This window comes from Listeria farberi, assembly GCF_014229295.1.
Taxonomy (GTDB): Bacteria; Bacillota; Bacilli; order Lactobacillales; family Listeriaceae; genus Listeria; species Listeria farberi.
Window position 1 is genome coordinate 1,132,330 of sequence record NZ_JAARZL010000001.1, and the last position, 22,992, is coordinate 1,155,321.

The following is a 22,992-nucleotide window of genomic DNA, read 5'->3' on the forward strand; positions in this document are numbered from 1 at the left end:
TTTGCAAGATTTAAGTCTTTTTCTAGAAAAATATAAAAAAGTAATTGATGAGTCGCTTTTTATAGAAATAAGCGAGCGAAATATCGAGCCTAAATTAAAAGAATCTATGTTATATTCTGTTCAAGCAGGCGGAAAAAGGATTCGACCAATGCTGGTTTTCGCTACACTTCAAGCTTTAAAGGTAAATCCGCTTTTAGGTGTAAAAACAGCAACAGCATTAGAAATGATCCACACGTATAGCCTTATTCATGATGATTTACCAGCAATGGATAATGATGATTATCGTCGCGGCAAATGGACTAATCATAAAGTTTTTGGGGATGCAACTGCGATTTTGGCAGGAGATGCATTGCTAACACTTGCTTTTTCTATTTTAGCTAGAGATGAAAATTTATCTTTTGAAACACGAATTGCTCTGATTAATCAACTCAGTTTTAGTAGCGGTGCAGAAGGAATGGTTGGCGGTCAACTTGCAGATATGGAAGCGGAAAACAATCAAGTGACGTTAGAAGAGCTATCATCCATTCATGCACGAAAAACGGGTCAATTATTAATTTATGCTGTAACCGCCGCTGCAAAAATTGCAGGAGCTGATCCAGAACAAACGAAACGTTTACGAATTTTTGCAGAAAATATTGGGATTGGGTTTCAAATTAGCGACGATATTTTAGATGTAATTGGCGATGAAACTAAAATGGGCAAAAAGACAGGGGTAGATGCTTTTCTGAATAAAAGTACCTATCCCGGATTACTCACGCTTGATGGTGCCAAAAGGGCATTAAATGAGCATGTTACGATTGCAAAGTCAGCGCTTTCAGGGCATGATTTTGATGATGGAATTCTCTTGGAAATTGCTGATTTAATCGCACTTAGAGAATATTAATCTTAATTATCTAGTAATTTCAAAAAATTTTCACATATATAATTCAATTTGATTTGCTTTTCCTAAAATACCGTGTTATACTAATGTAAGATTATTTTTGTGGGTGAAAGATACGATTGTGAACAACTTTCCATCTCGTGCCGTTAAGCAAGAATAGTAAATAATTAGTGTGCATAACACACGAGGAGGAACATGAACATGGAACAAGGTACAGTAAAATGGTTTAACGCAGAAAAAGGATTTGGTTTTATCGAACGCGAAAACGGTGACGATGTATTCGTACATTTCAGCGCTATCCAAGGCGACGGATTCAAATCTTTAGACGAAGGTCAAGCAGTAACTTTCGACGTTGAAGAAGGCCAACGCGGACCTCAAGCAGCTAACGTTCAAAAAGCGTAATTCTATTTTTTGAATAAGAAAAAGCAAATCATTTCGGTGATTTGCTTTTTTATTTGCCAAAAATTATTTTGCGTTGTTTGGTTTAACGACAATTGTTTGCTATAATAAGAACAATTAATCAAGAAAAAAAGTCCTTGCGCGCATGAATGCGAGCGGTTCTTTGGAAAGTGAGTTGTTTTTATTTGGATCTTTTAAAAATAAAGGATCCTTCCTTTATGAAACAATTGGATATACAAGAATTAGAAGCACTTGCGGCGGATATTCGCGCTTTTTTAATTACTTCTACCTCCAAATCAGGTGGGCATATCGGTCCTAACCTTGGTGTGGTAGAACTAACAATTGCGTTGCATTATACTTTTAATAGTCCAAAAGATAAGTTTATTTGGGATGTTGGTCACCAGTCTTATGTGCACAAAATCCTAACTGGAAGGGCAAACCAATTTGATACTTTACGTGAGCATGGCGGCTTAGACGGATTTCCAAAACGAAAAGAATCTATTCATGACGTATTTGAAACGGGCCATAGTTCCACTTCTTTATCTGCAGCGGCAGGAATGGTTATTGCTAGAGATATTAAAAAAGAGGACTTTTATGTAATTCCAGTGATTGGCGATGGTGCGCTAACAGGTGGCATGGCTTTAGAGGCTTTAAATCATATTGGTGATATGGGTAAGGATATGATTGTTATCTTAAATGATAATGATATGTCCATCGCACCAAATGTAGGTGCACTCCACAACATTCTTGGGAAATTAAGAACCTCTAATAAATTTCAGCAAACCAAAACGAATTTAGATAAACTAATGAGAAAAATCCCTACTGCTGGTGAAAAATTGGCAGATACAGCCGAAAAAGCAAAAGATAGCATAAAACATTTACTTGTAGAAGGCACTTTTTTTGAAGAACTAGGTTTTATGTATCTGGGACCCATTGATGGACACAATTTAGAAGACATTATCATTAACTTGGAATTTGCCAAACGCACAAAAGGGCCTGTATTGCTTCATATCGTCACAAAAAAAGGTAAAGGATACCAGCCAGCTGAATTAGACTCTCGCGGCACCTGGCATGGTACAGGTCCCTATAAAGTTGAAACAGGTAGTTTTATTAAGCCGGTTAAGAAGACGTTATCATGGAGTTCAGTCATTAGCAATGAATTAATGCGATTAGCAGCAACGGACGAGCGTATTGTTGCGATAACGCCTGCAATGCCAGTTGGCTCAAAATTAGAAAAGTTTGCTAAAACATACCCAGAACGTTTTTTTGATGTTGGAATCGCTGAACAACATGCAACAACAATGGCTGGAGGTTTAGCGTCACAGGGAATGAAACCGTTCCTTGCGATATATTCTACCTTTTTACAAAGAGCTTATGACCAGCTAGTACATGATGTTTGTCGACAAAAATTGAATGTCGTAATTGGTATTGATCGAGCTGGACTCGTAGGAGCTGATGGCGAAACACATCAAGGCGTTTTTGATATTTCTTTTTTGAATAGTATCCCGAATATGATTATTTCGATGCCAAAAGATGAAATAGAAGCAAAGCAATTAATGGATACTGCTTTTGCGTATAACGATGGTCCATTTGCGATTCGTTATCCGCGCGGAAATGGACCAGGTGCATCTTTAGTTGAATCAACCAAACTTATACCAATTGGGCAGTGGGAAACGCTTATTCAACCCCTTGATGCTGTTATTTTAAGTTTTGGGCCGACCATTCAATTAGCCATTCAAGCCGCTCAAGAGTTAGAGGCAAAAGGATGTCATGTTGGAGTAATTAACGCGCGCTATATCAAACCGCTAGATGAGGTATTATTGCATCAGATTTTAAAGCAAAAAATTCCTATTTTGACAGTAGAAGAATCTTTATTAAAAGGTGGATTCGGTACGAGTGTGTTAGAATTTGTGGAGGCGAATAATTATACGGATGTTATTATACATCGAATTGGTTTACCGGATGAATTCATTCGTCATGGTTCTGTACCGTTAATATTGGAATCATATGGTATTTCTAAATCTGGAATAGTATTAAAAATAAATGAAATGCTCGCACAAAGCGAGAAATTAAGGGCGAAGAGACTATGACAATAAAAAAAGAACGTGCAGATATTCTGCTAGTAGAACAAGGCTTATTTGAAACGAGAGAGAAAGCGAAACGAGCTATTATGGCTGGGATTGTTTACCGGAAAGAGGAACGTGTGGACAAACCAGGAGAAAAAATCCCTGTTGATAGCGAACTTCAAGTAAAAGGAAAACAAATGCCATATGTAAGCCGTGGTGGTTTAAAACTAGAAAAAGCTTTACAAGTATTTGATTTTGATGTGAAAGACAAATTAATGCTTGATATTGGAGCTTCTACAGGCGGTTTCACAGACTGTGCTCTACAAAACGGGGCAAGGCATTCCTACGCGCTGGATGTTGGCTATAATCAGCTCGCATGGAAGCTTCGCAACGACGAACGTGTCACTGTGATGGAAAGAACTAATTTTCGCCATGTAACACCAGCTGACTTTGTAGAAGGCTTGGCTGATTTTGCAACTATTGATGTGTCTTTCATTTCACTTAAATTAATTTTGCCTGTACTTAGAAACGTGCTTGTAACTGGCGGTGATGTGATGACACTAATCAAACCACAATTTGAAGCGGGACGAGAGCAGGTCGGTAAAAAAGGAATTATTCGTGATCCAGCTGTACATGCATCAGTAGTTGAACATATTGTTCAATTTGCACTTGAGAATGGTTATGACTTAATGGGGCTAGATTTTTCCCCTATTACTGGTGGAGAAGGAAACATCGAATTTATTGCGCATCTTAAATGGACTGGCGGGGAAACTGGGATAAGCCATTTGGAACCAGATGCGATTGCAAAACTTATCGAAAAAGCGCATACTAAATTAGATAAATAATGTATACCGGAAAGCAGTGATGTTTTCCGGTTTTTGCGTTTACCATGCTCTTTTTGCCTGTTTTGCAATGTATTTCCTATGTATAAAGTATTAAAGAAACTTTTCTTGCATAAATTTGCACTAATTCCGTGACTTTATGCGTTTTTTCGGATAAGATGTAAGTAGAAAATTATCGTGAGGTGAAAAAGGAATGAATAAAGGTCATCGTCATATTATTATTCGAGAATTGATTACATCTAATGAGATTGACACGCAAGAAGATTTAGTAGAACTTCTATTAGAACGCGATGTTAAAGTCACCCAGGCAACTGTTTCCCGTGATATTAAAGAACTTCATCTTGTCAAAGTTCCAACACAAACAGGCGGCTACAAATATAGTCTACCTGCCGATAATAGTTTTAACCCACATCAAAAATTAAAACGCGCTTTGATTGATTGCTTTATTGGGATTGATAATGTGCAATTTATGATTATTTTAAAAGTAATGCCAGGAAATGGAAACTCGGTTGGTGCACTAATCGATAACTTGGACTGGCCAGAAAAAGCTGGAACTATTTGTGGAGATGACACATGTTTAATTATTTGTCGCTCGGAAGAAAATGCAAAAACATTAACAGATCGTTTTATAGATATGCTTTAAAAATGGTTGGAGGTGAAAGATTTTGCTTCAAGAAATGACAATTAAAAACTTTGCTATCATCGAATCGCTTTCTTTAACTTTTCAAGAAGGGATGACGGTACTAACTGGGGAGACCGGCGCTGGTAAATCAATTATTATTGATGCGCTTGGTCTTCTTGTTGGCGGACGCGGATCAGCTGATTTTATCCGTCACGGAGAGGAACGTCTAGAACTTCAAGGGCTTTTTGCGTTAGCAGAGGATAACCTTGCTTGTAGAAATGCTTTAATAGAGAATGGAATAGATGCTTCAGATGATATGGTCGTCCTAGAACGCAGCTTGTTTCGCTCAGGGAAAAATAGTTGCCGAATCAATGGGAAACTTGTCACTACTGTTCTATTACGCCAAATCGGTTCGAAGTTAATAGATATTCATAGTCAGCATGAGCACCAGGAATTGATGAACGAGGAGTTTCATCTATCGTTACTTGATCGGTTTGCTTCAGACAAAATGAAGCCAGAACTAACGAAGTACCAAATTAATTTTAAAGAATATCAAACTATTGAGAAAGAATGGCAAAATTGGACAAAAAACGAGCGAGAATTAGCACAACGGCTTGATATGCTTCGTTTTCAACAACAAGAAATTGAAAATGCTAATTTGCAAGCTGGTGAAGAAGATCGTTTATTAGAACAAAAAAACATCTTGGCTAATTTTGAAAAACTTAACGAAAATTTACAAGGTGCTTATGCGGCAATTCAAGGCGAGCCGGGCGGGCTTGAATTTATCGGGGAAGCGATGCGTCAAATGGAGATAGCTGCAAGTATTCATACGGATTATAAAGCAGTCAGTGAGGCCATTTCTTCTAGTTACTATATGTTAGAAGATAGCATGAGCCAAATTAGACAATCGCTTGATCAACTCGAATTCCAGCCAGAAGAACTTAATCAAATTGAATCGCGTTTAAATGATTTAAACCAATTAAAACGCAAATATGGTAAAACAATTGAAGATATCATCCAATACGAACAAGAAATAAGCAGCGAGATGGAAAAACTAACAGATAGTGAATCGCATGTAGGTCATTTAGAGACAAAATTAGCTACACTCAAAAAAGAACTAACAAAACAAGCAACTGCACTCACTGATATCCGTAAAAAAGCGGCAATCACGTTAGAAAAACAAATTAAACAAGAATTAAATCAACTTTATATGGAGAAAGCCATTTTTAGTGTGCGTTTTGAAGCGAACAAAATGGAACTAACAGAATCAGGACAAGATAGTGTCGTTTTCTATATGTCGACCAACCCAGGAGAGCCCTTAAAACCATTAGCAAAAATTGCCTCTGGCGGAGAGTTATCTAGAATGATGTTAGCTTTAAAAACTATCTTCTCTAGACATCAAGGCATTACATCGATTATTTTCGATGAAGTAGATACGGGGGTAAGTGGTCGCGTCGGTCAAGCAATTGCAGAAAAAATTTATGCTGTTTCAGTCGGCTCGCAAGTACTATGTATCAGTCATTTGCCTCAAGTTGCAGCAATGGCAAATCACCATTACTATATTACGAAAAAAGTCCAAAACAAACGCACAACGACTTCTGTTACAGTGCTAAAAGGAGAAGAAAAAGTAGAAGAAATTAGCCGAATGATTGCTGGAATAGAAGTGACAGAACTAACAAAACAACATGCAAAAGAAATGATTGAACAAGCGGAAAAAGTAAAACAAACATATTAAAAAACGAAATTGCTTGCATATCGAATAGTTTTTGCTTAAAATGAATAAGGTAGAAATTATTACCTGGTCATAAAAACAACTACTAATTCGAAATGCGGCTTTTTTGTGTGATAAGGAGTTGTTTTTATGATAAAAAATAGATTTTTTTCAGAGGTAGCAGAAACAAGTTCATTTGTTTTTGCAGTAGCTGGCGCGGATGATGAAGTAGTATTAGAAACCATTCGTCTTGCATTAAAACAAAAACTAGGTAAATTTCTTTTATTTGGTAAGAAAGAAGACAAAACCTTAACGGCGAACGAAAGTGTTACGTGGATTCAAACGGATACAGCAGAAGCGGCAGCACAAGGCGCCATTTTAGCTGTGAAAAATAAAGAGGCAGACATTTTAGTAAAAGGGTTCATTCCAACTGCTACATTGATGCACCATGTATTAAAAAAAGAAAATGGCCTTCGTACGGACCAATTGTTGAGCCAAATTGCCATTTTTGATATTCCTGCTTATCACAAACCATTACTAATAACCGACTGCGCCATGAATGTAGCACCAAAAACAAAGGAAAAAATTGCTATCACAGAAAATGCTGTAGCAGTAGCTCATCAAATCGGTATCATTAATCCTAAAATTGCTCTACTTAGTGCCGTAGAAGAAGTTACAGCAAAAATGCCATCTACATTAGAAGCGCAGGAAGTTGTGCAGTATTTCGGAAATAAGATAGCTGTCACAGGTCCGTTAGCTCTTGATGTAGCTATTTCCAAAGAAGCGGCTCTCCATAAAGGAATAACGGATAGTTCAGCAGGCGAAGCAGACATTTTAATAGCGCCTAATATTGAAACTGGAAACGCACTTTACAAATCGTTAGTTTACTTTGCAGGAGCTAAAGTTGGCAGTGCAGTCGTTGGAGCGAAAGTACCTATTGTTATTTCTTCAAGAAATGATACACCTGAAAACAAATTAGCTTCATTCATACTGACTGTAAGACTAGTTAAGAAATGATGAAATAATGTGAATAGACGGACTTTAACAATCTGAATGCAAAGGCTTTTATTTGATTACAACCTACGTGTTACAATAGTCCATGGGAAAATGATAACCTACTGCATTTTTCACAATTAAATTTGGAGGAAAGCAAATGTCTTTTGATGTTTTAACCATAAATCCTGGTTCCACGTCTACCAAACTCGCTGTTTACCATGGCGATAAAGTACTTTTTGAAGAAACCGTCAGACACACATTGCAAGAACTAGCCGACTTTAATGATGTACAGGAACAATTTGATTTTAGGTGGCAAGTTCTACGTCGAGTGATTGATGCACATGGTTATGATGTAAAGAGATTACAAGCGGTAGTTGGAAGAGGTGGTTTACTTCGACCAGTTGCTGGCGGTACATATATGGTTACAGAGAAAATGATAGATGATTTAAAAGATAATAAATACGGAGAGCACGCCTCGAATCTAGGTGCAATGCTTGCGAAAAAAATAGCAGATGGACTTGCTATACCTAGTTTTATTGTGGATCCGGTTGTCGTGGATGAATTGCAGGAAATTGCAAGAATATCTGGAAATGCTTTTGTTACTAGGAAAAGTATTTTTCATGCATTAAATCATAAAGCGGCAGGTCGAAAAATTGCCAAAAAGCTAGGAAAAGAATATGAAAAAATGAATTTTGTTATTGCACATCTTGGTGGAGGAATTTCGGTCGCCGCTCATCGACAAGGAAAAGCAGTGGATGTGAATAATGCACTAGATGGGGATGGTCCTTTTAGTCCGGAACGTTCTGGTTCATTACCGATGAATGATTTTCTAGAAGCGTGTTTTAGCGGGAAATGGACAAAACGTGAGTTACATGAACTGATTGTTGGCCGTGGGGGAATGGTTTCATATTTAGGAACCAACAGCATGTTAGAAGTGGAAGCGAAAGTACAAGCAGGAGATGAGAAAGCTATCGAAGCTTTTGATGCTATGGCTTATCAAGTAAGCAAAGAAATTGGCGCATGTTCTGTTGTCTTACAAGGTAAAATTGACGCCATTATTTTAACTGGCGGACTTGCGAGAAGTGAACTTTTTACAAGTAAAATTATCGAGCAAACAAACTGGATAACTAGTGTAATTATAGAACCAGGAGAAGATGAATTAGAAGCGCTAAATAGTGGTGTGCAACGTGTACTTGCTGGTCTTGAGAAAGAAAAAGTGTATTAAAAAGGAGGAGATAATGTGGCAACAGAATATGATGTAGTTATTCTTGGTGGAGGAACAGGCGGATACGTCGCAGCAATCCAGGCAGCTAAGAATGGCCAAAAAGTAGCAGTAGTGGAAAAAGGAAAAGTTGGAGGAACTTGTCTTCATCGAGGCTGTATTCCAACAAAAGCATTATTACGGTCAGCCGAAGTTCTGCAAACGGTGAAAAAAGCAAGTGAATTTGGTGTTTCTGTAGAAGGAACTGCTGGAATCAACTTTTTAAAAGCACAAGAAAGAAAACAGCAAATAGTTGATCAATTAGAAAAAGGAATCCATCAATTATTTAAACAAGGAAAAATCGACTTGTTTGTTGGAACGGGAACGATTTTAGGACCATCTATCTTTTCACCAACAGCTGGAACGGTTTCAGTCGAATTTGAAGATGGTTCTGAAAATGAAATGTTAATTCCTAAAAATTTAATTATTGCAACGGGCTCTAAACCACGTACATTAAATGGCTTAAGCATTGATGAAGAAAATGTTTTATCATCTGATGGAGCTCTCAATCTGGAAACTTTACCAAAATCAATTATTATTGTTGGTGGTGGAGTTATTGGGATGGAATGGGCGTCAATGATGCATGATTTTGGTGTGGAAGTTACGGTACTTGAATATGCAGACCGAATTTTACCAACCGAAGATAAAGAAGTGTCCAAAGAATTAGCAAGACTTTATAAAAAGAAAAAATTAAACATGCATACATCTGCTGAAGTTCAAGCAGCTAGTTATAAAAAAACAGAGACTGGCGTAGAAATTAAAGCAATCATTAAGGGCGAAGAACAAACTTTCACAGCAGATAAAATTCTCGTTTCTGTCGGTCGTTCAGCTAATACAGAAAATATTGGTCTACAAAACACGGATATCGCGACCGAAAATGGCTTTATCCAAGTAAATGATTTTTATCAAACGAAAGAAAGTCATATCTACGCGATTGGTGACTGCATTCCAACGATTCAACTTGCGCACGTTGCAATGGAAGAAGGAACGATTGCAGCCAACCATATTGTCGGAAAAGCGACTGAAAAACTTGACTACGACCTAGTTCCCCGCTGTATCTATACTTCTACAGAAATCGCAAGTGTCGGTATCACAGAAGAACAAGCAAAAGAACGCGGTCATGAAGTGAAAAAAGGTAAATTTTTCTTTCGTGGTATCGGGAAAGCACTCGTTTACGGAGAATCAGATGGCTTCATTAAAATTATTGCAGATAAAAAGACAGAGGATATCTTAGGCGTAAGCATGATTGGCCCTCATGTAACAGACATGATTAGCGAAGCCGCTTTAGCACAAGTTTTAAATGCAACGCCGTGGGAAGTGGGCAACACCATTCACCCACACCCAACTTTATCAGAAAGTTTTAGAGAAGCTGCCCTTGCTGTGGATGGTAATGCAATTCATGGGTAATACAGCTTTAAAGGAGGAACAAAAATGACTTTAAAAGAAGCAGGATTAACAGAAGATAAATTAATTAAAATGTATGAAACAATGTTAATGGCAAGAAGACTAGACGAGCGTATGTGGTTGCTTAACCGTTCTGGCAAAATTCCTTTTACCATTTCTGGACAAGGACAAGAAACAGCACAAATTGGCGCAGCATTCGCCTTTGATTTAGATAAAGATTACGCATTACCTTATTACCGAGATTTAGCAGTGGTGTTAGCATTTGGGATGACAGCAAAAGATATTATGTTATCTGCGTTCGCTAAAGCGGAAGATCCAAATTCTGGTGGTCGTCAAATGCCAGCTCACTTTGGTCAAAAATCAAACCGCATCGTGACACAAAGTTCACCTGTAACTACCCAGTTCCCACACGCAGCAGGTATTGGTCTTGCGGCGAAAATGGCTGGCGATGACATTGCAATTTATGCTTCAACAGGTGAAGGATCTTCTAACCAAGGAGATTTCCATGAAGGAATCAACTTCGCATCTGTACATAAATTGCCAGTTGTTTTCGTTATTCACAATAACCAATATGCGATTTCTGTACCAGCATCAAAACAATATGCTGCAGAAAAACTATCGGACCGAGCAATCGGTTATGGTATTCCAGGTGAGCGTGTAGATGGCTCAAATATGGGAGAGGTATATGCTGCCTTTAAACGTGCGGCCGATCGAGCAAGAAATGGCGAAGGACCAACATTAATCGAAACGGTTTCTTACCGCTTCACACCACATTCCTCTGATGACGATGACAGTAGTTATCGTTCAAAAGAAGAAGTAGACGAAGCAAAAGGAAAAGATCCACTGAAAATTTTTCAAAGAGAATTACTTGAAGAAGGTTACTTAACAGAAGAAAAAATTGCTGAAATCGAAAAAAGTATTACTAAAGAAGTTAATGAAGCGACCGATTACGCGGAAAGTGCAGCATACGCTGAGCCAGAATCATCTTTACTTTATGTATACGATGAAGAAGCGAATAGCTGATTAGGAGGGAATTTGAATGCCAGTCATTTCATATATTGATGCAATAACAATGGCGCTTAAAGAAGAAATGGAGCGCGATGATAAAGTATTTATTTTAGGTGAAGATGTAGGAAAAAAAGGGGGCGTATTTAAAGCAACTGCTGGCCTATATGATGAGTTTGGTGAAGACCGAGTTCTTGATACACCACTTGCTGAATCTGCAATTGCCGGAGTCGGAATCGGAGCGGCGATGTATGGATACCGTCCAGTAGCAGAAATGCAGTTTGCTGACTTTATTATGCCGGCTGTTAACCAAATCATTTCAGAAGCTTCCAGAATTCGTTACCGTTCTAATAACGATTGGTCTTGCCCAATGGTTATTCGTGCACCTTTTGGCGGTGGGGTACACGGAGCACTTTATCATTCTCAATCAGTTGAAAAAGTGTTTTTTGGACAACCTGGTTTAAAAATTGTCGTACCATCTTCCCCGTATGATGCAAAAGGACTTTTAAAAGCAGCGATTCGCGACAATGATCCAGTTCTTTTCTTTGAACATAAACGTGCTTATCGTTTACTAAAAGGCGAAGTACCTGAAACGGATTATATTGTTCCCATTGGTGAAGCAAATGTTGTTCGTGAAGGTGACGATATTACAGTTATTACTTACGGACTTGCTGTTCAATTTGCCCAACAAGCTGCAGAACGTTTAGCAGCTGATGGTGTGGAAGCCCATATTCTTGATTTACGGACAATCTATCCATTAGACCAAGAAGCAATTATAGAAGCAACCAAAAAAACTGGCAAAGTACTTCTTGTAACAGAAGATAATAAGCAAGGAAGTATTATTAGTGAAGTAGCGGCAATTATTTCGGAACACTGTCTATTCGACTTAGACGCCCCGATTGCGAGACTCGCAGGACCAGATACACCAGCAATGCCTTTTGCGCCAACGATGGAAAAACACTTTATGATCAATCCAGATAAAGTTGCGGATGCAATGAAAGAATTAGCGGAATTTTAGACCCGTTTTAAATTAAAGGAGTGAAGACCCGTGGCAGTTGAAAAAATCACCATGCCCAAATTAGGGGAAAGTGTAACAGAAGGAACGATTAGTTCATGGTTAGTTAAACCTGGCGATACAGTCGAAAAATATGATGCTATCGCGGAAGTTTTAACAGATAAAGTAACAGCAGAAATCCCATCTTCTTTTAGCGGGACAATTAAAGAAATTTTGGCAGAAGAAGATGAAACGCTTGAAGTGGGCGAGATTATTTGTACAATTGAAACAGCAGATGCAGGAAATTCTGATCCTGCTGAAGAAGTAGAACAAACAGAAGCAAAAGCCCCAGAAAAACAAGAAACAAAACAAGTGAAATTAGCAGAAGCACCAGCTAGTGGGAGATTTTCACCCGCCGTACTGCGAATTGCTGGTGAAAACAATATTGATTTATCCACTGTAGAAGGCACAGGTAAGGGTGGCCGAATTACAAGAAAAGATTTACTTCAAGTCATTGAAAACGGACCAGTAGCTACTAAACCAGAGGAATCAACAAACAGAGCACAAGAAAAAGCACCAACTGCTGCACCTGTTCGTTCTGCAGCTGGCGATAAAGAAATCCCAATCAATGGCGTAAGAAAAGCCATTGCTAAACATATGAGCGTAAGTAAACAAGAAATTCCGCATGCTTGGATGATGGTGGAAGTAGATGCAACTGGCCTTGTTCGTTACCGTAATGCAGTTAAAGATAGCTTTAAAAAAGAAGAAGGTTATTCGTTAACCTATTTTGCCTTTTTCATTAAAGCCGTTGCGCAAGCCTTGAAAGAATTCCCGCAACTTAATAGCACGTGGGCAGGCGATAAAATTATCGAACATGCGAATATTAATATTTCGATAGCTATCGCAGCTGGCGATTTATTGTATGTTCCAGTTATTAAAAATGCAGACGAAAAATCCATTAAAGGCATTGCTCGCGAAATAAGTGAACTTGCTGGAAAAGCGCGTATTGGTAAACTAAGTCAAGTCGATATGGAAGGCGGTACTTTCACTGTAAATAGTACAGGTTCATTTGGCTCTGTTCAATCAATGGGCATTATTAATCATCCCCAAGCAGCAATTCTTCAAGTGGAATCGATTGTTAAACGTCCTGTCATTATTGACGACATGATTGCTGTACGAGATATGGTGAACCTATGTCTATCCATCGATCACCGTATTTTAGACGGCTTACTAGCTGGTAAATTCTTACAAGCAATTAAAGCCAATGTCGAAAAAATTTCTAAAGAAAATACAGCATTGTATTAAAAATGTTTTAATCTAGGTTTAGCGGGTATTGTTTAGTACATCTAGATCCATACCCCTAAACTCCCTAGATGTCTTGGGTAGTACTTTCGGGTGCTGCTCTTTTTTTGAGGAGAAAAATAAAAAAAGTCTGAACCGAATCGGCCCAGACGTCGGATATTTATAAAAACATTAATACCCCGGTTAAAACACTTGATAATACAATCGCGATTAACATTAAAATAACGACAACGCGAACTACTTTTTTATTAGTCATTGCGGAAGAAAACTCCTCTCATAAAGCATTTCAGATATATCCATCTTACTTATAATTACAGTAAATTTCAAGTGGTTTATTTATTTTTTAAGCAAATAGGAAGAATGTAGGTGAAAAAATGTTGATATCCAATGTAAAAAAATATTTTACTGAATTAATCCAAATTCCATCTGTTTCTGGAAATGAAACAGCCATTTTAACATATATAAAAAAACATCTAGCGAAATTAAACATCGAATATAGTTTGGATGAAAATTATGGTTTAATTGCGCGAATTCCTGCTACTAAAGAGAAATTCCCAACGCTTTTTTTCTGTAGTCATGTAGATACCCATCCGAATGCGATAGCACCAGTTTTTCAAGTGGAGCAGGATATATTTACGGCAGGGGAAGGCACTTCATTAGGTGCGGATGATAAAGCAGCAGTAGCAGCTATGTTAGCGGCTATTGATTATTTTTGTGTAGAACAAACGCCTCATGGGGAAATCGAATTTATTTTTACGGCGAAAGAAGAACTTGGCATGATTGGAATGCGATTATTTCCAGAAGAAAAAATTACAGCAGCATACGGTTACTGTTTAGATGCACCAGGTGAAGTCGGAAATTACCAACTTCAAGCAAATACATTAGTTGCATTAGAATTTACTATCTCAAGTTCTGATGCCGCTCAAATGTCGCCGATTTCTATAGCTAGAATGGCGTTACATGCCACACGACCAGGCAGAATTGACCGCGAAAACAAGTGGGAAATTCAGTCTTTTTCTGGTGGGATAAATGATGAAAATCAACAAGATGCTCAATTAGAAGTTCTTTTCACCTCAGCGGCAAGCTTTCGTAAAGCACTTTTACATATTCAACTCATTAGAGAACGGTTTGCGCAAACTTGTGAGAAATACGGTGCTCTCTTGTCGAATGATACAAAATTAATTTATGAAGGGTACCAAATTCGCTCCAAGCATCCGCTAATGAATATTTTTCAAAAAGCAGCTGGAAAACAATCATTACAAGTGAGGGAAATCTTTTTAGAGGGTGGGACAGATGCGAACGTGCTAAATGAAAAAGGCATTCCAACCATGCTCTTATCAGCAGGATATGAAAATGCACACTCAGAAAAAGAAACTATTTCCGTAAAACAGTTAGAAAAACTTACACAACTCATCATTGACTTAGCTGAATCCGCAAAAAATGAGAAAATTCTCTTCAGAAAACTAAATTAGTGAAAAAAAGTCAAATAATTCGGATTGATTCATTGTCCAAGAAGCAATTCTTTGATATAGTAAATGATGTTGATACTTTTATGTGTCATGTTGAAGTAAGACAGATTTTTCTGCCTTAATAAACCGGAAAGGAAGAAGTGCAAAATGGCAAAACAAGAAATTGGCGTTATAGGAATGGGCGTTATGGGTCGGAACTTGGCTCTAAACATTGAAAGCCGCGGTCATACAGTATCTATCTTTAACCGCTCGACTGAAAAAACGAAAGCAGTTATGGAAGAAAATGCGGACAAAAAATTAGTACCAACTTATAGTTTAGAGGAATTTGTCGAATCTCTTGAAGTGCCTCGCCGTATCCTTATTATGGTAAAAGCTGGCGATGCTACAGATATGATGATTGAAGCAGTTAAACCTTTCTTAAATGAAGGCGATATTTTAATTGATGGCGGTAATGCTTTCTTCAAAGATACGATTCGTCGTAACAAAGAACTTAGTGAAGAAGGATTTAACTTCATCGGAACTGGTGTATCAGGCGGAGAAGAGGGCGCGCTGAAAGGTCCTTCTATCATGCCAGGTGGTCAACGTAAGGCATATGACCTGGTAGCACCTATTTTACGTGAAATTGCTGCAGTAGCAGACGGGGAACCGTGTGTGACTTATATTGGTCCAGATGGTGCCGGACATTACGTTAAAATGGTGCATAATGGTATCGAATACGGCGATATGCAATTAATCGCAGAAGCTTACACTATTTTGAAAGAAATTGGCGGATTAAGCCATGATGAACTTGCTGACGTATTTGAAGAATGGAATAACGGGGAATTAGATAGCTATTTAATCGAAATCACTAAAAATATTCTAAAAGTAAAAGACGAAGAAACAGGCAAACCAATTGTCGACGTTATTCTTGATAAAGCTGGACAAAAAGGAACTGGTAAATGGACTAGCCAAAGCGCACTTGACTTAGGCGTTCCACTTTCCTTAATTACCGAATCTGTATTTGCTCGTTACATCTCTGCACTTAAAGATGAACGCGTTTATGCAAGTACTGTTTTATCTGGACCATCTAATTATCGTTTTGAAGGCGACAAGAAAGAATTTGTTGAGTCTGTTCGTCGCGCGCTTTACTTCAGCAAAATCGCATCTTATGCACAAGGTTTTGCACAAATGAGAGCAGCTAGCGAAGAAAACGATTGGGACTTACAATACGGCGAAATCGCGAAAATTTTCCGCGCTGGTTGTATTATCCGTGCTCGTTTCTTACAAAAAATTACTGATGCATATAACAAAGATAAAAACCTTAAAAACTTACTACTAGATCCCTATTTCAAAGATATTGCCCATAACTACCAAGGCGATCTACGTACAGTTGTTGCAGAAGCAGTCAAAGCTGGTATTCCAGTACCAACATTTACTGCAGCAATCAGCTATTATGATAGCTATCGTTCTGAAGTATTATCTGCAAATCTAATTCAAGCTCAACGCGACTACTTTGGCGCTCATACGTATGAAAGAGTTGACAAACCAGGTGTATTCCATACAGAATGGCCAGAAGTAGAAGATTGATGAAAGATAAGGCATCCACTTTAATGAGTGGGTGCCTTTTTTATGAGATTTGAATTAGTAAATCATGGTAAAGTGCTAAAAAATAGTGAAAATATCTATTTATGCGCTGTTATTAGTTGTTTTTGAGCTAAAGTTCGTTACAATAGTAATAGGAATGTAGTGTAATGACCGAAAGAGAGGGTTAGGCCAAATGAATAGAATATTAATCGTAGAAGATGAAAAGAACTTAGCGCGCTTTATTGAACTAGAACTTCAGCATGAAAACTATGAAACAGCGGTCGCTAATGATGGACGTGCTGGACTGGAACTCGCACTAAATGAAGAATGGGACGCTATTTTACTCGATCTAATGTTGCCACATTTAAATGGTGTAGAAGTTTGTCGTCGTGTACGTCAAGTGAAACAAACACCCATTATTATGATAACCGCACGTGACTCTGTGATTGATCGTGTATCTGGACTGGATCATGGAGCAGATGATTATATCGTTAAACCATTTGCGATTGAAGAATTACTTGCACGTCTGCGTTCGTTGTTACGCCGGGTAGAAAATGCAGAACAATCAGCTAAACAAACAACGCTACAATACCGCAACTTAATCGTTGAAAAAGAAAATCGGATTGTAAAACGCGATGAAGAAATTATTGATTTAACAAAACGCGAGTATGAACTACTACTTACTTTAATGGAAAATGTCAATATCGTTCTTACTCGAGAAGTATTACTCAACAAAGTATGGGGTTACGAAACGGAAGTAGAAACGAATGTAGTAGATGTGTATGTTCGTTACTTGCGAAATAAAATTGATCATCCTGACGAAGAAAGTTACATCCAAACAGTTCGCGGGACAGGGTATGTGATGCGTACATGACGACTAGCCCATTTTCCTTAAAAAGTCGTTCTTTGAAATTTAAATGGACTTTTGGAGCTAGTGCAGCAATTTTTCTAACCTTTTTCTTATTTTCCTATGCCATTTACCAAGGAATTGGGCAAATGTTGCTAAATGAAGAAGAACCAGAAGTAAAAGAACTGCTTCTAGCAACAACAAGTACATTAACGAATCAAGATCTGAGTGATAATGAGGAAATTAAATATTTATTCAATAATGATAAAACCGTTAACCGCAAACTCCAAGATCAAGTGATTAATTTATATGATAAAGATGGGCATTTTATTAATAAATATTATTTTTCAAGAAATCAAGATATTACTAGCATTGATTTTTCACAGTATTTTGTTAGCGGGACAGATAAGTTTATAATGAACAAACCAACAATCGATGGGCAGAAGATGATGACGGCGCAAATGCCGATTGTAGCAGATGATAATACGACTGTTATTGGCTATGCACAGGTGGTAAATCCGCTTACTTCTTATAATCGGATGATGGACCGGCTTTTAGTTACGATGATCTTACTTGGGGCAGTGGCGCTCTTTATTAGTGGGATGCTCGGCTACTTACTAGCACAAAATTTCTTAAACCCACTAACTCGTCTAGCTCGAACTATGAATGATATTCGTAAAAATGGTTTTCAAAAACGAATCGAAACGAAAACGAATTCCAGAGATGAAATTGGCGAATTGACCGTTGTTTTTAATGATATGATGACCCGAATCGAAACTAGTTTTGAACAGCAAAAGCAATTCGTTGAAGATGCTTCTCATGAACTTCGGACGCCAGTTCAAATCATGGAAGGGCACTTGAAATTACTAACTCGGTGGGGAAAAGATGACCCTGCGGTACTGGATGAATCGCTAAATGCTTCTTTAACGGAATTAGAACGTATGAAAAAATTAGTACAAGAAATGCTCGATTTATCAAGAGCAGAACAGATTTCGCAAACGAAAGAATTACAAATTACGGATGTAAATGCAACAGTAGAGCAAGTAAGGCGTAATTTTGAAGTGATGTATGAAAATTTCACTTTTAGTTTAAAAGAAGATGATACTGATTTACGAGCGCTTATTCAGCACAATCATTTAGAGCAGATTTTAATTATTATTATGGATAATGCCGTGAAATATTCAGGTGATGGAACGGAAGTGGATATGCATGTCTATAAAGAGCAAAAGCAAATCCATATTGATGTGCGTGATTACGGGGAAGGTATCTCACAGGAAGAGATTGATAAGATATTTAATCGTTTTTATCGTGTAGATAAAGCTAGAAGTCGCGAGAAAGGTGGTAATGGTCTCGGACTTGCGATTGCTAAACAATTAGTCGAGGGATATTTAGGAACGATTAATGCGGTTAGTGAACCAGATAAAGGTACAACGATTAAAATTACACTTCCTTACATTGAACCAAAATCCAAATAGAAAACCCGCAACCTTATGACGAGGTTGCGGGTTTTTTTTATTTTTCTTTCTTTTGTTCTTCCACGATTTGCTCGAATTCTTTTTCTTCTTGTTCCATTACTTTAATTTCTGGATGTTTATTCATATACAGTTTTTTCGTTAGTAATGTTTGGCCAGCTAAGAAGAGCCCGCCGACAGCCCAGTATAAAGCTAGAGCAGAAGGAGCTGTGAAGGAGACAAATAAAATCATAATAGGTGACATTAAGCCGATAATTTTCATTTGTTTCTTTTGTTCAGGTGAATAGCCAATCATCGAAACAAAATATTGTGCTAGGTAGACAAGCCCAGCGATTATCGCAAGAACCATATCAGGTGAACCTAAGTTAAACCACAAAAATGTATGGCTAGCGATTTCGGAAGAGCCGCGAATAGCATAATAAAACGCCATCAGAATCGGCATTTGAATAAGTAATGGCAAACAACCCATTTGCATTGGATTGATATTATACTTGGAATAAACAGCCATCATTTCTTTTTGGATATTTGCTTGTTCCTCTTTCGATGTAGCACGTTTTAAACGAGCTTGAATTTCATCAATTTCTGGTTTAGCAACAGCCATTTTGGATTGCATACCCATTTGCGCTTTAGCAGTACGTAAGTTTAGTGGCATAATTAGTGCGCGAATAAGTAAAGTTGTAATAATAATCGCGACTCCATAATTATCGCCTACAAACGATGCAACGAACATAATAAAGCTAGTAAATGGTTGAATAAGGTAGGTACTGAAAAAACCATCTGTATTTTGTGATGGATCCAAACTACAACCTGTAAGTAATAGTAAAGCACCAAGTAAAACGCTAATTAAAATAATATTTTTCTTTTTCAATGTTTCATTTTCCTCCTAAATAGTAAAATAATTATTTCATCTGTTGGAAAATGAAAAACTGTCTTCATCATCAGTAATAGCGCTACATTTCCGAGTTATAGCCAACCAATTAATAACAAAATTAGGTGAGGTTCTAACAAAACATGCTCGAAGTAAAGTCTTAACTGGCTTTAAGCAGGTAGCGTCAGCGGGTAGCACCATTTTCGGTTTTAATAACGTAATTGCTGACCAATAACTGAAAATCGTCAACATTAATAAAAACGTCACTGTGAGTGAAATGAATTCTGGTTCAAGTAAAATTTGCAAAATGGAAATCATGCCACGCAGTCGCTCCTTTCAATGTTTTAATACTCATTAACTATAATGCAAAAAGAGCGATAGCACAACTACTAATTTTGGGATTTTAGTAAACGATATCAAATGTTTTTCGTTCTTCTACAGGGGCGCCTTTGTATATATAAACATGTTCGATACGACAACCAGGTGAAGGGCCTTTCTTAATAGCATCAATGAATTTATTTAAGTTTTCTTCTTCCGCAATTGCATGGATTTCTACGGAACCATCCTCTAAATTTTTCACTGTTCCACTAATATCATATTTGTAAGCGACGTGTTTGGTTGTGTAACGAAATCCAACACCTTGCACAAATCCAGTTACTCTCAAAATCGCTGTATCTCTAGCCATGGCGAAACCAACTCCTTTTATTTTTCCTTACTACTAGTGTATCTTTTTTTGGTGTTACTTTCAAAAATTTGCATTCCAGTATTTCAGGAAAGCTTATGCTATAATAAGTGTATTATATTTACTGTTGGGAGTTTTTGATATGACAAAATGGAATGTCTATCTAACGAAAGGAGAATACGAGCCTTGGTGGTTTTTCGAAGAGTGGGAAACATCTATTCAAGAGGAATTCTCTTTTTCGAGTAAAGAAGCAGCTTTTCTGAAGTACCAAGAACTAGCAGAAGCATTACTGCAAAATTATCCCAAACATCAAACAAAAAAAGATTGTTTGTTAGCAGCTTGGAATGAAGAAGAAGTAGAGTACTGCGAGGATTGTGAAGATGATATTCAAACATTTCATGGGCTGATTTTATTTTTTGAAGGAGAAGTATATCAGCCAACTCTAGAAGAAAAAGAAACGATTTTTAAACAAGTTTTAACGTTTGCTTGAGGTGAAAAGAAATTTGGAGGATTAATATATGCAGAAGAACGATGACTTATTAAGAGAACGTCGAAAAGATGAACACGTTGCTCTTGGGGTAAAACAAAATGAGCAATTAGCGCCGTCTAGTTTAGAGGATTTGCAACTGATTGGAACTTCTCTACCGCGCTATAACGTGAAAGATATTGATTTAAAAACTACTATTTTGGGGACCACAGTTCCATTCCCGTTCTATATTAATGCAATGACAGGAGGAAGTCGGCACACGAAAAAAATTAATGCCGAACTTGCCGAAATAGCGCGTGAAGTAGCTATTCCAATGGCCGTTGGTTCACAATCTGCAGCTTTAAAAAATAGTTCGCTAATAGATACATATAAAATTGTTAGAGAAACCAATCCAAACGGGGTGATTCTATCAAACATTAGTCCAGAAGTAGCCATTCAAGATGGACTTCGAGCAATCGATATGTTAGAGGCAAACGCTCTCCAAATTCATATTAATCCAGCACAAGAATTAGTTATGCAAGAGGGAGACCGGTCTTTCAGTCACTGGTTAACTAGAATAGAAGAGTATGTCAAACTCTCTCCAGTACCAGTTGTCGTAAAGGAAGTTGGTTTCGGAATGACACGAGAAACAGTAAAAACGCTTGCTGATATCGGCGTTCAAACAGTAGATCTGGCTGGAAAAGGTGGGACAAATTTTGCTAAAATTGAAAATGACCGCCGCCGAGATCAAGCTTATGACTTTTTGCTTGACTGGGGCGTTTCTACTGGACAAGCTTTACTAGACATGCAACACAGAGATGCTCCAAAAATCGCTTATTTAGCATCTGGCGGTATCAGAAATCCATTAGATATCGTGAAAGCATTAGCGCTCGGAGCAGATAGCGTTGGCATGGCTGGACAAGTAATTTATTCACTCAAAAAAGATGGCGTCTTAAAAACCATTGAAAAATTAGAATTCTGGAAAGAACAATTACGTGGTTTATTCGTGTTAGCAAATGCGAAAAATATTAGGGAGCTAAAAGAAACCTCTATAATCATAAGTGGAGAACTAGCTGAGTGGGGTAAATTACGAGGAATTGATATGGTTCAACTTGCAAATAGAAAATAAAAAACCAGCTGCTATTTATTTAGCAAAGCTGGTTTTTATGCTTATTGAACCATTTCTGGCGAAGTTTCACCAATTACTTGAAGGCGTTCAGTAAATTCTTCTTTAGATAAATCTTTCGTATAAAGATTTGCTGGGTGAACGCGGCACTCATGCGAACAACTGCGCAAATATTTTTCTTCATTTTCGACGGAAGCTAGGATTTGTTTATTACAATATGGATTTGCACAATTGATATAACGTTCGCAAGGTGTACCATCAAAGTAATCTTTTCCGACAATAGTAGGGTTTACTTGGTTAATCGGAACGGCGATTCTTTCATCAAAGACATACATTTGACCGTCCCAAAGCTCACCTTTTGTTTCTTCATTTTTACCATAAGTGGCAATCCCACCGTGAAGTTGACTCACATCATCAAATCCAGCTGTTTTCAACCAACCGGAAAATTTCTCGCAGCGAATGCCGCCAGTACAATAAGTGACAATTTTTTTGTCAGCAAGTTGCTCACGATTATCTTCAATCCAGCCTGGTAGTTCACGGAAGTTCTGAATGTCTGGACGAACTGCACCGCGGAAATGACCGATATCAAATTCATAATCATTCCGAGCATCTAAAATAACCGTATCCTCGTCTAGTAGTGCTTCACGAAATTCGGCAGGTTCTAAGTAATTCCCTGTAATTTCAAGTGGATTAACATCTTCTTCTAAACTTAAACTAACAATTTCAGCACGAGGTCTGACATGCATTTTTTTGAAAGCATGGGAATCAGCCGCGTCAATTTTAAATACCATATCAGCGAAGCGAGCGTCATTTGCCATATAATCCATATATTTGTTTGTTGCTTCTACTGTTCCCGAAACGGTGCCATTAATCCCTTCAGTAGCCACCAAAATTCGACCTTTTAACTCCATTTCTTTGCAAGCAGCAAGATGCTCTTTTGCAAAAGTCTCTGGATCATCAATCGTTGTGTATTTGTAATATAACAACACTTGATAGTCACTCATAATCTTATCACCC

General features: G+C 37.7%; 23 protein-coding genes. 18 read left to right on the forward strand and 5 right to left on the reverse strand.

The window, feature by feature from the left end; genetic code table 11:
- The first annotated feature begins 1 nt into the window (after position 1).
- The 12 genes from HCB38_RS05700 to HCB38_RS05755 all read left to right on the forward strand — a co-directional run bounded on the left by HCB38_RS05700 (position 2) and on the right by HCB38_RS05755 (position 13,485).
- Positions 2 to 883: a polyprenyl synthetase family protein gene (locus HCB38_RS05700; RefSeq protein WP_185637810.1), complete on the forward strand. Its 882-nt coding sequence runs from the start codon at positions 2 to 4 to the stop codon at positions 881 to 883.
- Positions 884 to 1,081: 198 nt separating this feature from the next.
- Positions 1,082 to 1,282, forward strand: a complete 201-nt coding sequence (locus tag HCB38_RS05705) for a cold-shock protein (protein WP_003719639.1) — start codon at positions 1,082 to 1,084, stop codon at positions 1,280 to 1,282.
- 167 nt (positions 1,283 to 1,449) lie between these two features.
- A complete protein-coding gene (gene dxs, locus HCB38_RS05710; RefSeq protein ID WP_185318697.1) occupies positions 1,450 to 3,369 on the forward strand; it encodes a 1-deoxy-D-xylulose-5-phosphate synthase in 1,920 nt (639 codons plus the stop codon).
- On the forward strand, positions 3,366 to 4,190 hold the full coding sequence (locus HCB38_RS05715) for a TlyA family RNA methyltransferase (protein ID WP_185318698.1): 825 nt from the start codon (positions 3,366 to 3,368) through the stop codon (positions 4,188 to 4,190). The genes dxs and HCB38_RS05715 overlap by 4 nt, the downstream gene beginning before the upstream one ends.
- A gap of 190 nt (positions 4,191 to 4,380) precedes the next feature.
- Positions 4,381 to 4,830 carry a transcriptional regulator AhrC/ArgR gene (gene ahrC / locus HCB38_RS05720; RefSeq protein ID WP_003722493.1) on the forward strand — a complete coding sequence of 150 codons (450 nt, stop codon included), beginning with the start codon at positions 4,381 to 4,383 and terminating at the stop codon, positions 4,828 to 4,830.
- A 22-nt stretch (positions 4,831 to 4,852) separates the two neighbouring features.
- A complete protein-coding gene (gene recN, locus HCB38_RS05725) occupies positions 4,853 to 6,544 on the forward strand; it encodes a DNA repair protein RecN (protein WP_185318699.1) in 1,692 nt (563 codons plus the stop codon).
- Between the two features lie 126 nt (positions 6,545 to 6,670).
- A complete protein-coding gene (locus tag HCB38_RS05730; protein ID WP_185318700.1) occupies positions 6,671 to 7,537 on the forward strand; it encodes a phosphate acyltransferase in 867 nt (288 codons plus the stop codon).
- 136 nt (positions 7,538 to 7,673) lie between these two features.
- Positions 7,674 to 8,741: a butyrate kinase gene (gene buk / locus HCB38_RS05735; RefSeq protein WP_185637812.1), complete on the forward strand. Its 1,068-nt coding sequence runs from the start codon at positions 7,674 to 7,676 to the stop codon at positions 8,739 to 8,741.
- Between the two features lie 15 nt (positions 8,742 to 8,756).
- Positions 8,757 to 10,184, forward strand: coding sequence for a dihydrolipoyl dehydrogenase (gene lpdA / locus HCB38_RS05740; protein WP_185318702.1), 1,428 nt, complete (start codon positions 8,757 to 8,759; stop codon positions 10,182 to 10,184).
- A gap of 24 nt (positions 10,185 to 10,208) precedes the next feature.
- Positions 10,209 to 11,204 carry a thiamine pyrophosphate-dependent dehydrogenase E1 component subunit alpha gene (locus tag HCB38_RS05745; RefSeq protein WP_185318703.1) on the forward strand — a complete coding sequence of 332 codons (996 nt, stop codon included), beginning with the start codon at positions 10,209 to 10,211 and terminating at the stop codon, positions 11,202 to 11,204.
- Positions 11,205 to 11,220: 16 nt separating this feature from the next.
- A complete protein-coding gene (locus HCB38_RS05750) occupies positions 11,221 to 12,204 on the forward strand; it encodes an alpha-ketoacid dehydrogenase subunit beta (protein WP_185318704.1) in 984 nt (327 codons plus the stop codon).
- Positions 12,205 to 12,234: 30 nt separating this feature from the next.
- Positions 12,235 to 13,485 carry a dihydrolipoamide acetyltransferase family protein gene (locus tag HCB38_RS05755; protein ID WP_185318705.1) on the forward strand — a complete coding sequence of 417 codons (1,251 nt, stop codon included), beginning with the start codon at positions 12,235 to 12,237 and terminating at the stop codon, positions 13,483 to 13,485.
- Positions 13,486 to 13,642: 157 nt separating this feature from the next.
- Here HCB38_RS05755 and prli42 read toward each other — a convergent pair whose 3' ends face one another.
- Positions 13,643 to 13,738 (reverse strand): stressosome-associated protein Prli42, encoded by a 96-nt coding sequence (gene prli42 / locus HCB38_RS05760; RefSeq protein WP_003722501.1) that lies wholly within the window; start codon positions 13,736 to 13,738, stop codon positions 13,643 to 13,645.
- A gap of 118 nt (positions 13,739 to 13,856) precedes the next feature.
- Between prli42 and HCB38_RS05765 the strand changes: the two genes are divergently transcribed.
- The 4 genes from HCB38_RS05765 to HCB38_RS05780 all read left to right on the forward strand — a co-directional run bounded on the left by HCB38_RS05765 (position 13,857) and on the right by HCB38_RS05780 (position 18,836).
- Complete coding sequence (locus tag HCB38_RS05765) at positions 13,857 to 14,954, forward strand: M20/M25/M40 family metallo-hydrolase (protein WP_185637814.1); 1,098 nt, start codon at positions 13,857 to 13,859, stop codon at positions 14,952 to 14,954.
- A gap of 144 nt (positions 14,955 to 15,098) precedes the next feature.
- Complete coding sequence (gene gnd / locus HCB38_RS05770) at positions 15,099 to 16,517, forward strand: NADP-dependent phosphogluconate dehydrogenase (protein ID WP_185607740.1); 1,419 nt, start codon at positions 15,099 to 15,101, stop codon at positions 16,515 to 16,517.
- 190 nt (positions 16,518 to 16,707) lie between these two features.
- Positions 16,708 to 17,388, forward strand: coding sequence for a response regulator transcription factor (locus HCB38_RS05775; protein ID WP_003719652.1), 681 nt, complete (start codon positions 16,708 to 16,710; stop codon positions 17,386 to 17,388).
- Positions 17,385 to 18,836, forward strand: coding sequence for a HAMP domain-containing sensor histidine kinase (locus HCB38_RS05780; protein WP_185318708.1), 1,452 nt, complete (start codon positions 17,385 to 17,387; stop codon positions 18,834 to 18,836). Before HCB38_RS05775 ends, HCB38_RS05780 begins: the two co-directional genes overlap by 4 nt.
- Positions 18,837 to 18,873: 37 nt before the next feature.
- Here the strand turns inward: HCB38_RS05780 and HCB38_RS05785 are convergent, their stop codons facing one another.
- From HCB38_RS05785 to HCB38_RS05795, 3 genes are all read right to left on the reverse strand, one after another.
- Positions 18,874 to 19,701, reverse strand: a complete 828-nt coding sequence (locus tag HCB38_RS05785; protein WP_185318709.1) for a membrane protein insertase YidC — start codon at positions 19,699 to 19,701, stop codon at positions 18,874 to 18,876.
- A 36-nt stretch (positions 19,702 to 19,737) separates the two neighbouring features.
- Entirely contained in the window at positions 19,738 to 20,019 is a 282-nt protein-coding gene (locus tag HCB38_RS05790; protein WP_185318710.1) for a hypothetical protein, read from the reverse strand.
- Positions 20,020 to 20,104: 85 nt separating this feature from the next.
- The gene (locus HCB38_RS05795; protein ID WP_185607741.1) at positions 20,105 to 20,386 is read right to left on the reverse strand and encodes an acylphosphatase; all 282 of its coding nucleotides are present in this window, start codon (positions 20,384 to 20,386) and stop codon (positions 20,105 to 20,107) included.
- Positions 20,387 to 20,525: 139 nt separating this feature from the next.
- Here HCB38_RS05795 and HCB38_RS05800 point away from each other — a divergent pair, with 139 nt between their 5' ends.
- Both HCB38_RS05800 and fni read left to right on the forward strand, forming a co-directional pair.
- Positions 20,526 to 20,873: a DUF1033 family protein gene (locus HCB38_RS05800; RefSeq protein WP_185318711.1), complete on the forward strand. Its 348-nt coding sequence runs from the start codon at positions 20,526 to 20,528 to the stop codon at positions 20,871 to 20,873.
- 28 nt (positions 20,874 to 20,901) lie between these two features.
- Positions 20,902 to 21,978 carry a type 2 isopentenyl-diphosphate Delta-isomerase gene (fni, locus tag HCB38_RS05805; RefSeq protein WP_185318712.1) on the forward strand — a complete coding sequence of 359 codons (1,077 nt, stop codon included), beginning with the start codon at positions 20,902 to 20,904 and terminating at the stop codon, positions 21,976 to 21,978.
- 41 nt (positions 21,979 to 22,019) lie between these two features.
- Here fni and trhO read toward each other — a convergent pair whose 3' ends face one another.
- Positions 22,020 to 22,979 (reverse strand): oxygen-dependent tRNA uridine(34) hydroxylase TrhO, encoded by a 960-nt coding sequence (gene trhO, locus HCB38_RS05810; RefSeq protein ID WP_185318713.1) that lies wholly within the window; start codon positions 22,977 to 22,979, stop codon positions 22,020 to 22,022.
- Positions 22,980 to 22,992 lie beyond the last annotated feature (13 nt).

Bases quoted from the DNA above. Each gene is read 5' to 3' on its own strand.
- HCB38_RS05715 (WP_185318698.1), top strand. From the start codon at position 3,366: ATGACAATAAAAAAAGAACGTGCAGATATTCTGCTAGTAGAACAAGGC.
- HCB38_RS05750 (WP_185318704.1), top strand. From the start codon at position 11,221: ATGCCAGTCATTTCATATATTGATGCAATAACAATGGCGCTTAAAGAA.
- HCB38_RS05800 (WP_185318711.1), top strand. From the start codon at position 20,526: ATGACAAAATGGAATGTCTATCTAACGAAAGGAGAATACGAGCCTTGG.
- HCB38_RS05775 (WP_003719652.1), top strand. From the start codon at position 16,708: ATGAATAGAATATTAATCGTAGAAGATGAAAAGAACTTAGCGCGCTTT.
- ahrC (WP_003722493.1), top strand. From the start codon at position 4,381: ATGAATAAAGGTCATCGTCATATTATTATTCGAGAATTGATTACATCT.
- buk (WP_185637812.1), top strand. From the start codon at position 7,674: ATGTCTTTTGATGTTTTAACCATAAATCCTGGTTCCACGTCTACCAAA.
- trhO (WP_185318713.1), bottom strand. From the start codon at position 22,979: ATGAGTGACTATCAAGTGTTGTTATATTACAAATACACAACGATTGAT.
- HCB38_RS05795 (WP_185607741.1), bottom strand. From the start codon at position 20,386: ATGGCTAGAGATACAGCGATTTTGAGAGTAACTGGATTTGTGCAAGGT.
- HCB38_RS05705 (WP_003719639.1), top strand. From the start codon at position 1,082: ATGGAACAAGGTACAGTAAAATGGTTTAACGCAGAAAAAGGATTTGGT.
- prli42 (WP_003722501.1), bottom strand. From the start codon at position 13,738: ATGACTAATAAAAAAGTAGTTCGCGTTGTCGTTATTTTAATGTTAATC.
- HCB38_RS05790 (WP_185318710.1), bottom strand. From the start codon at position 20,019: ATGATTTCCATTTTGCAAATTTTACTTGAACCAGAATTCATTTCACTC.
- HCB38_RS05730 (WP_185318700.1), top strand. From the start codon at position 6,671: ATGATAAAAAATAGATTTTTTTCAGAGGTAGCAGAAACAAGTTCATTT.
- gnd (WP_185607740.1), top strand. From the start codon at position 15,099: ATGGCAAAACAAGAAATTGGCGTTATAGGAATGGGCGTTATGGGTCGG.
- HCB38_RS05780 (WP_185318708.1), top strand. From the start codon at position 17,385: ATGACGACTAGCCCATTTTCCTTAAAAAGTCGTTCTTTGAAATTTAAA.
- HCB38_RS05765 (WP_185637814.1), top strand. From the start codon at position 13,857: ATGTTGATATCCAATGTAAAAAAATATTTTACTGAATTAATCCAAATT.
- HCB38_RS05745 (WP_185318703.1), top strand. From the start codon at position 10,209: ATGACTTTAAAAGAAGCAGGATTAACAGAAGATAAATTAATTAAAATG.
- fni (WP_185318712.1), top strand. From the start codon at position 20,902: ATGCAGAAGAACGATGACTTATTAAGAGAACGTCGAAAAGATGAACAC.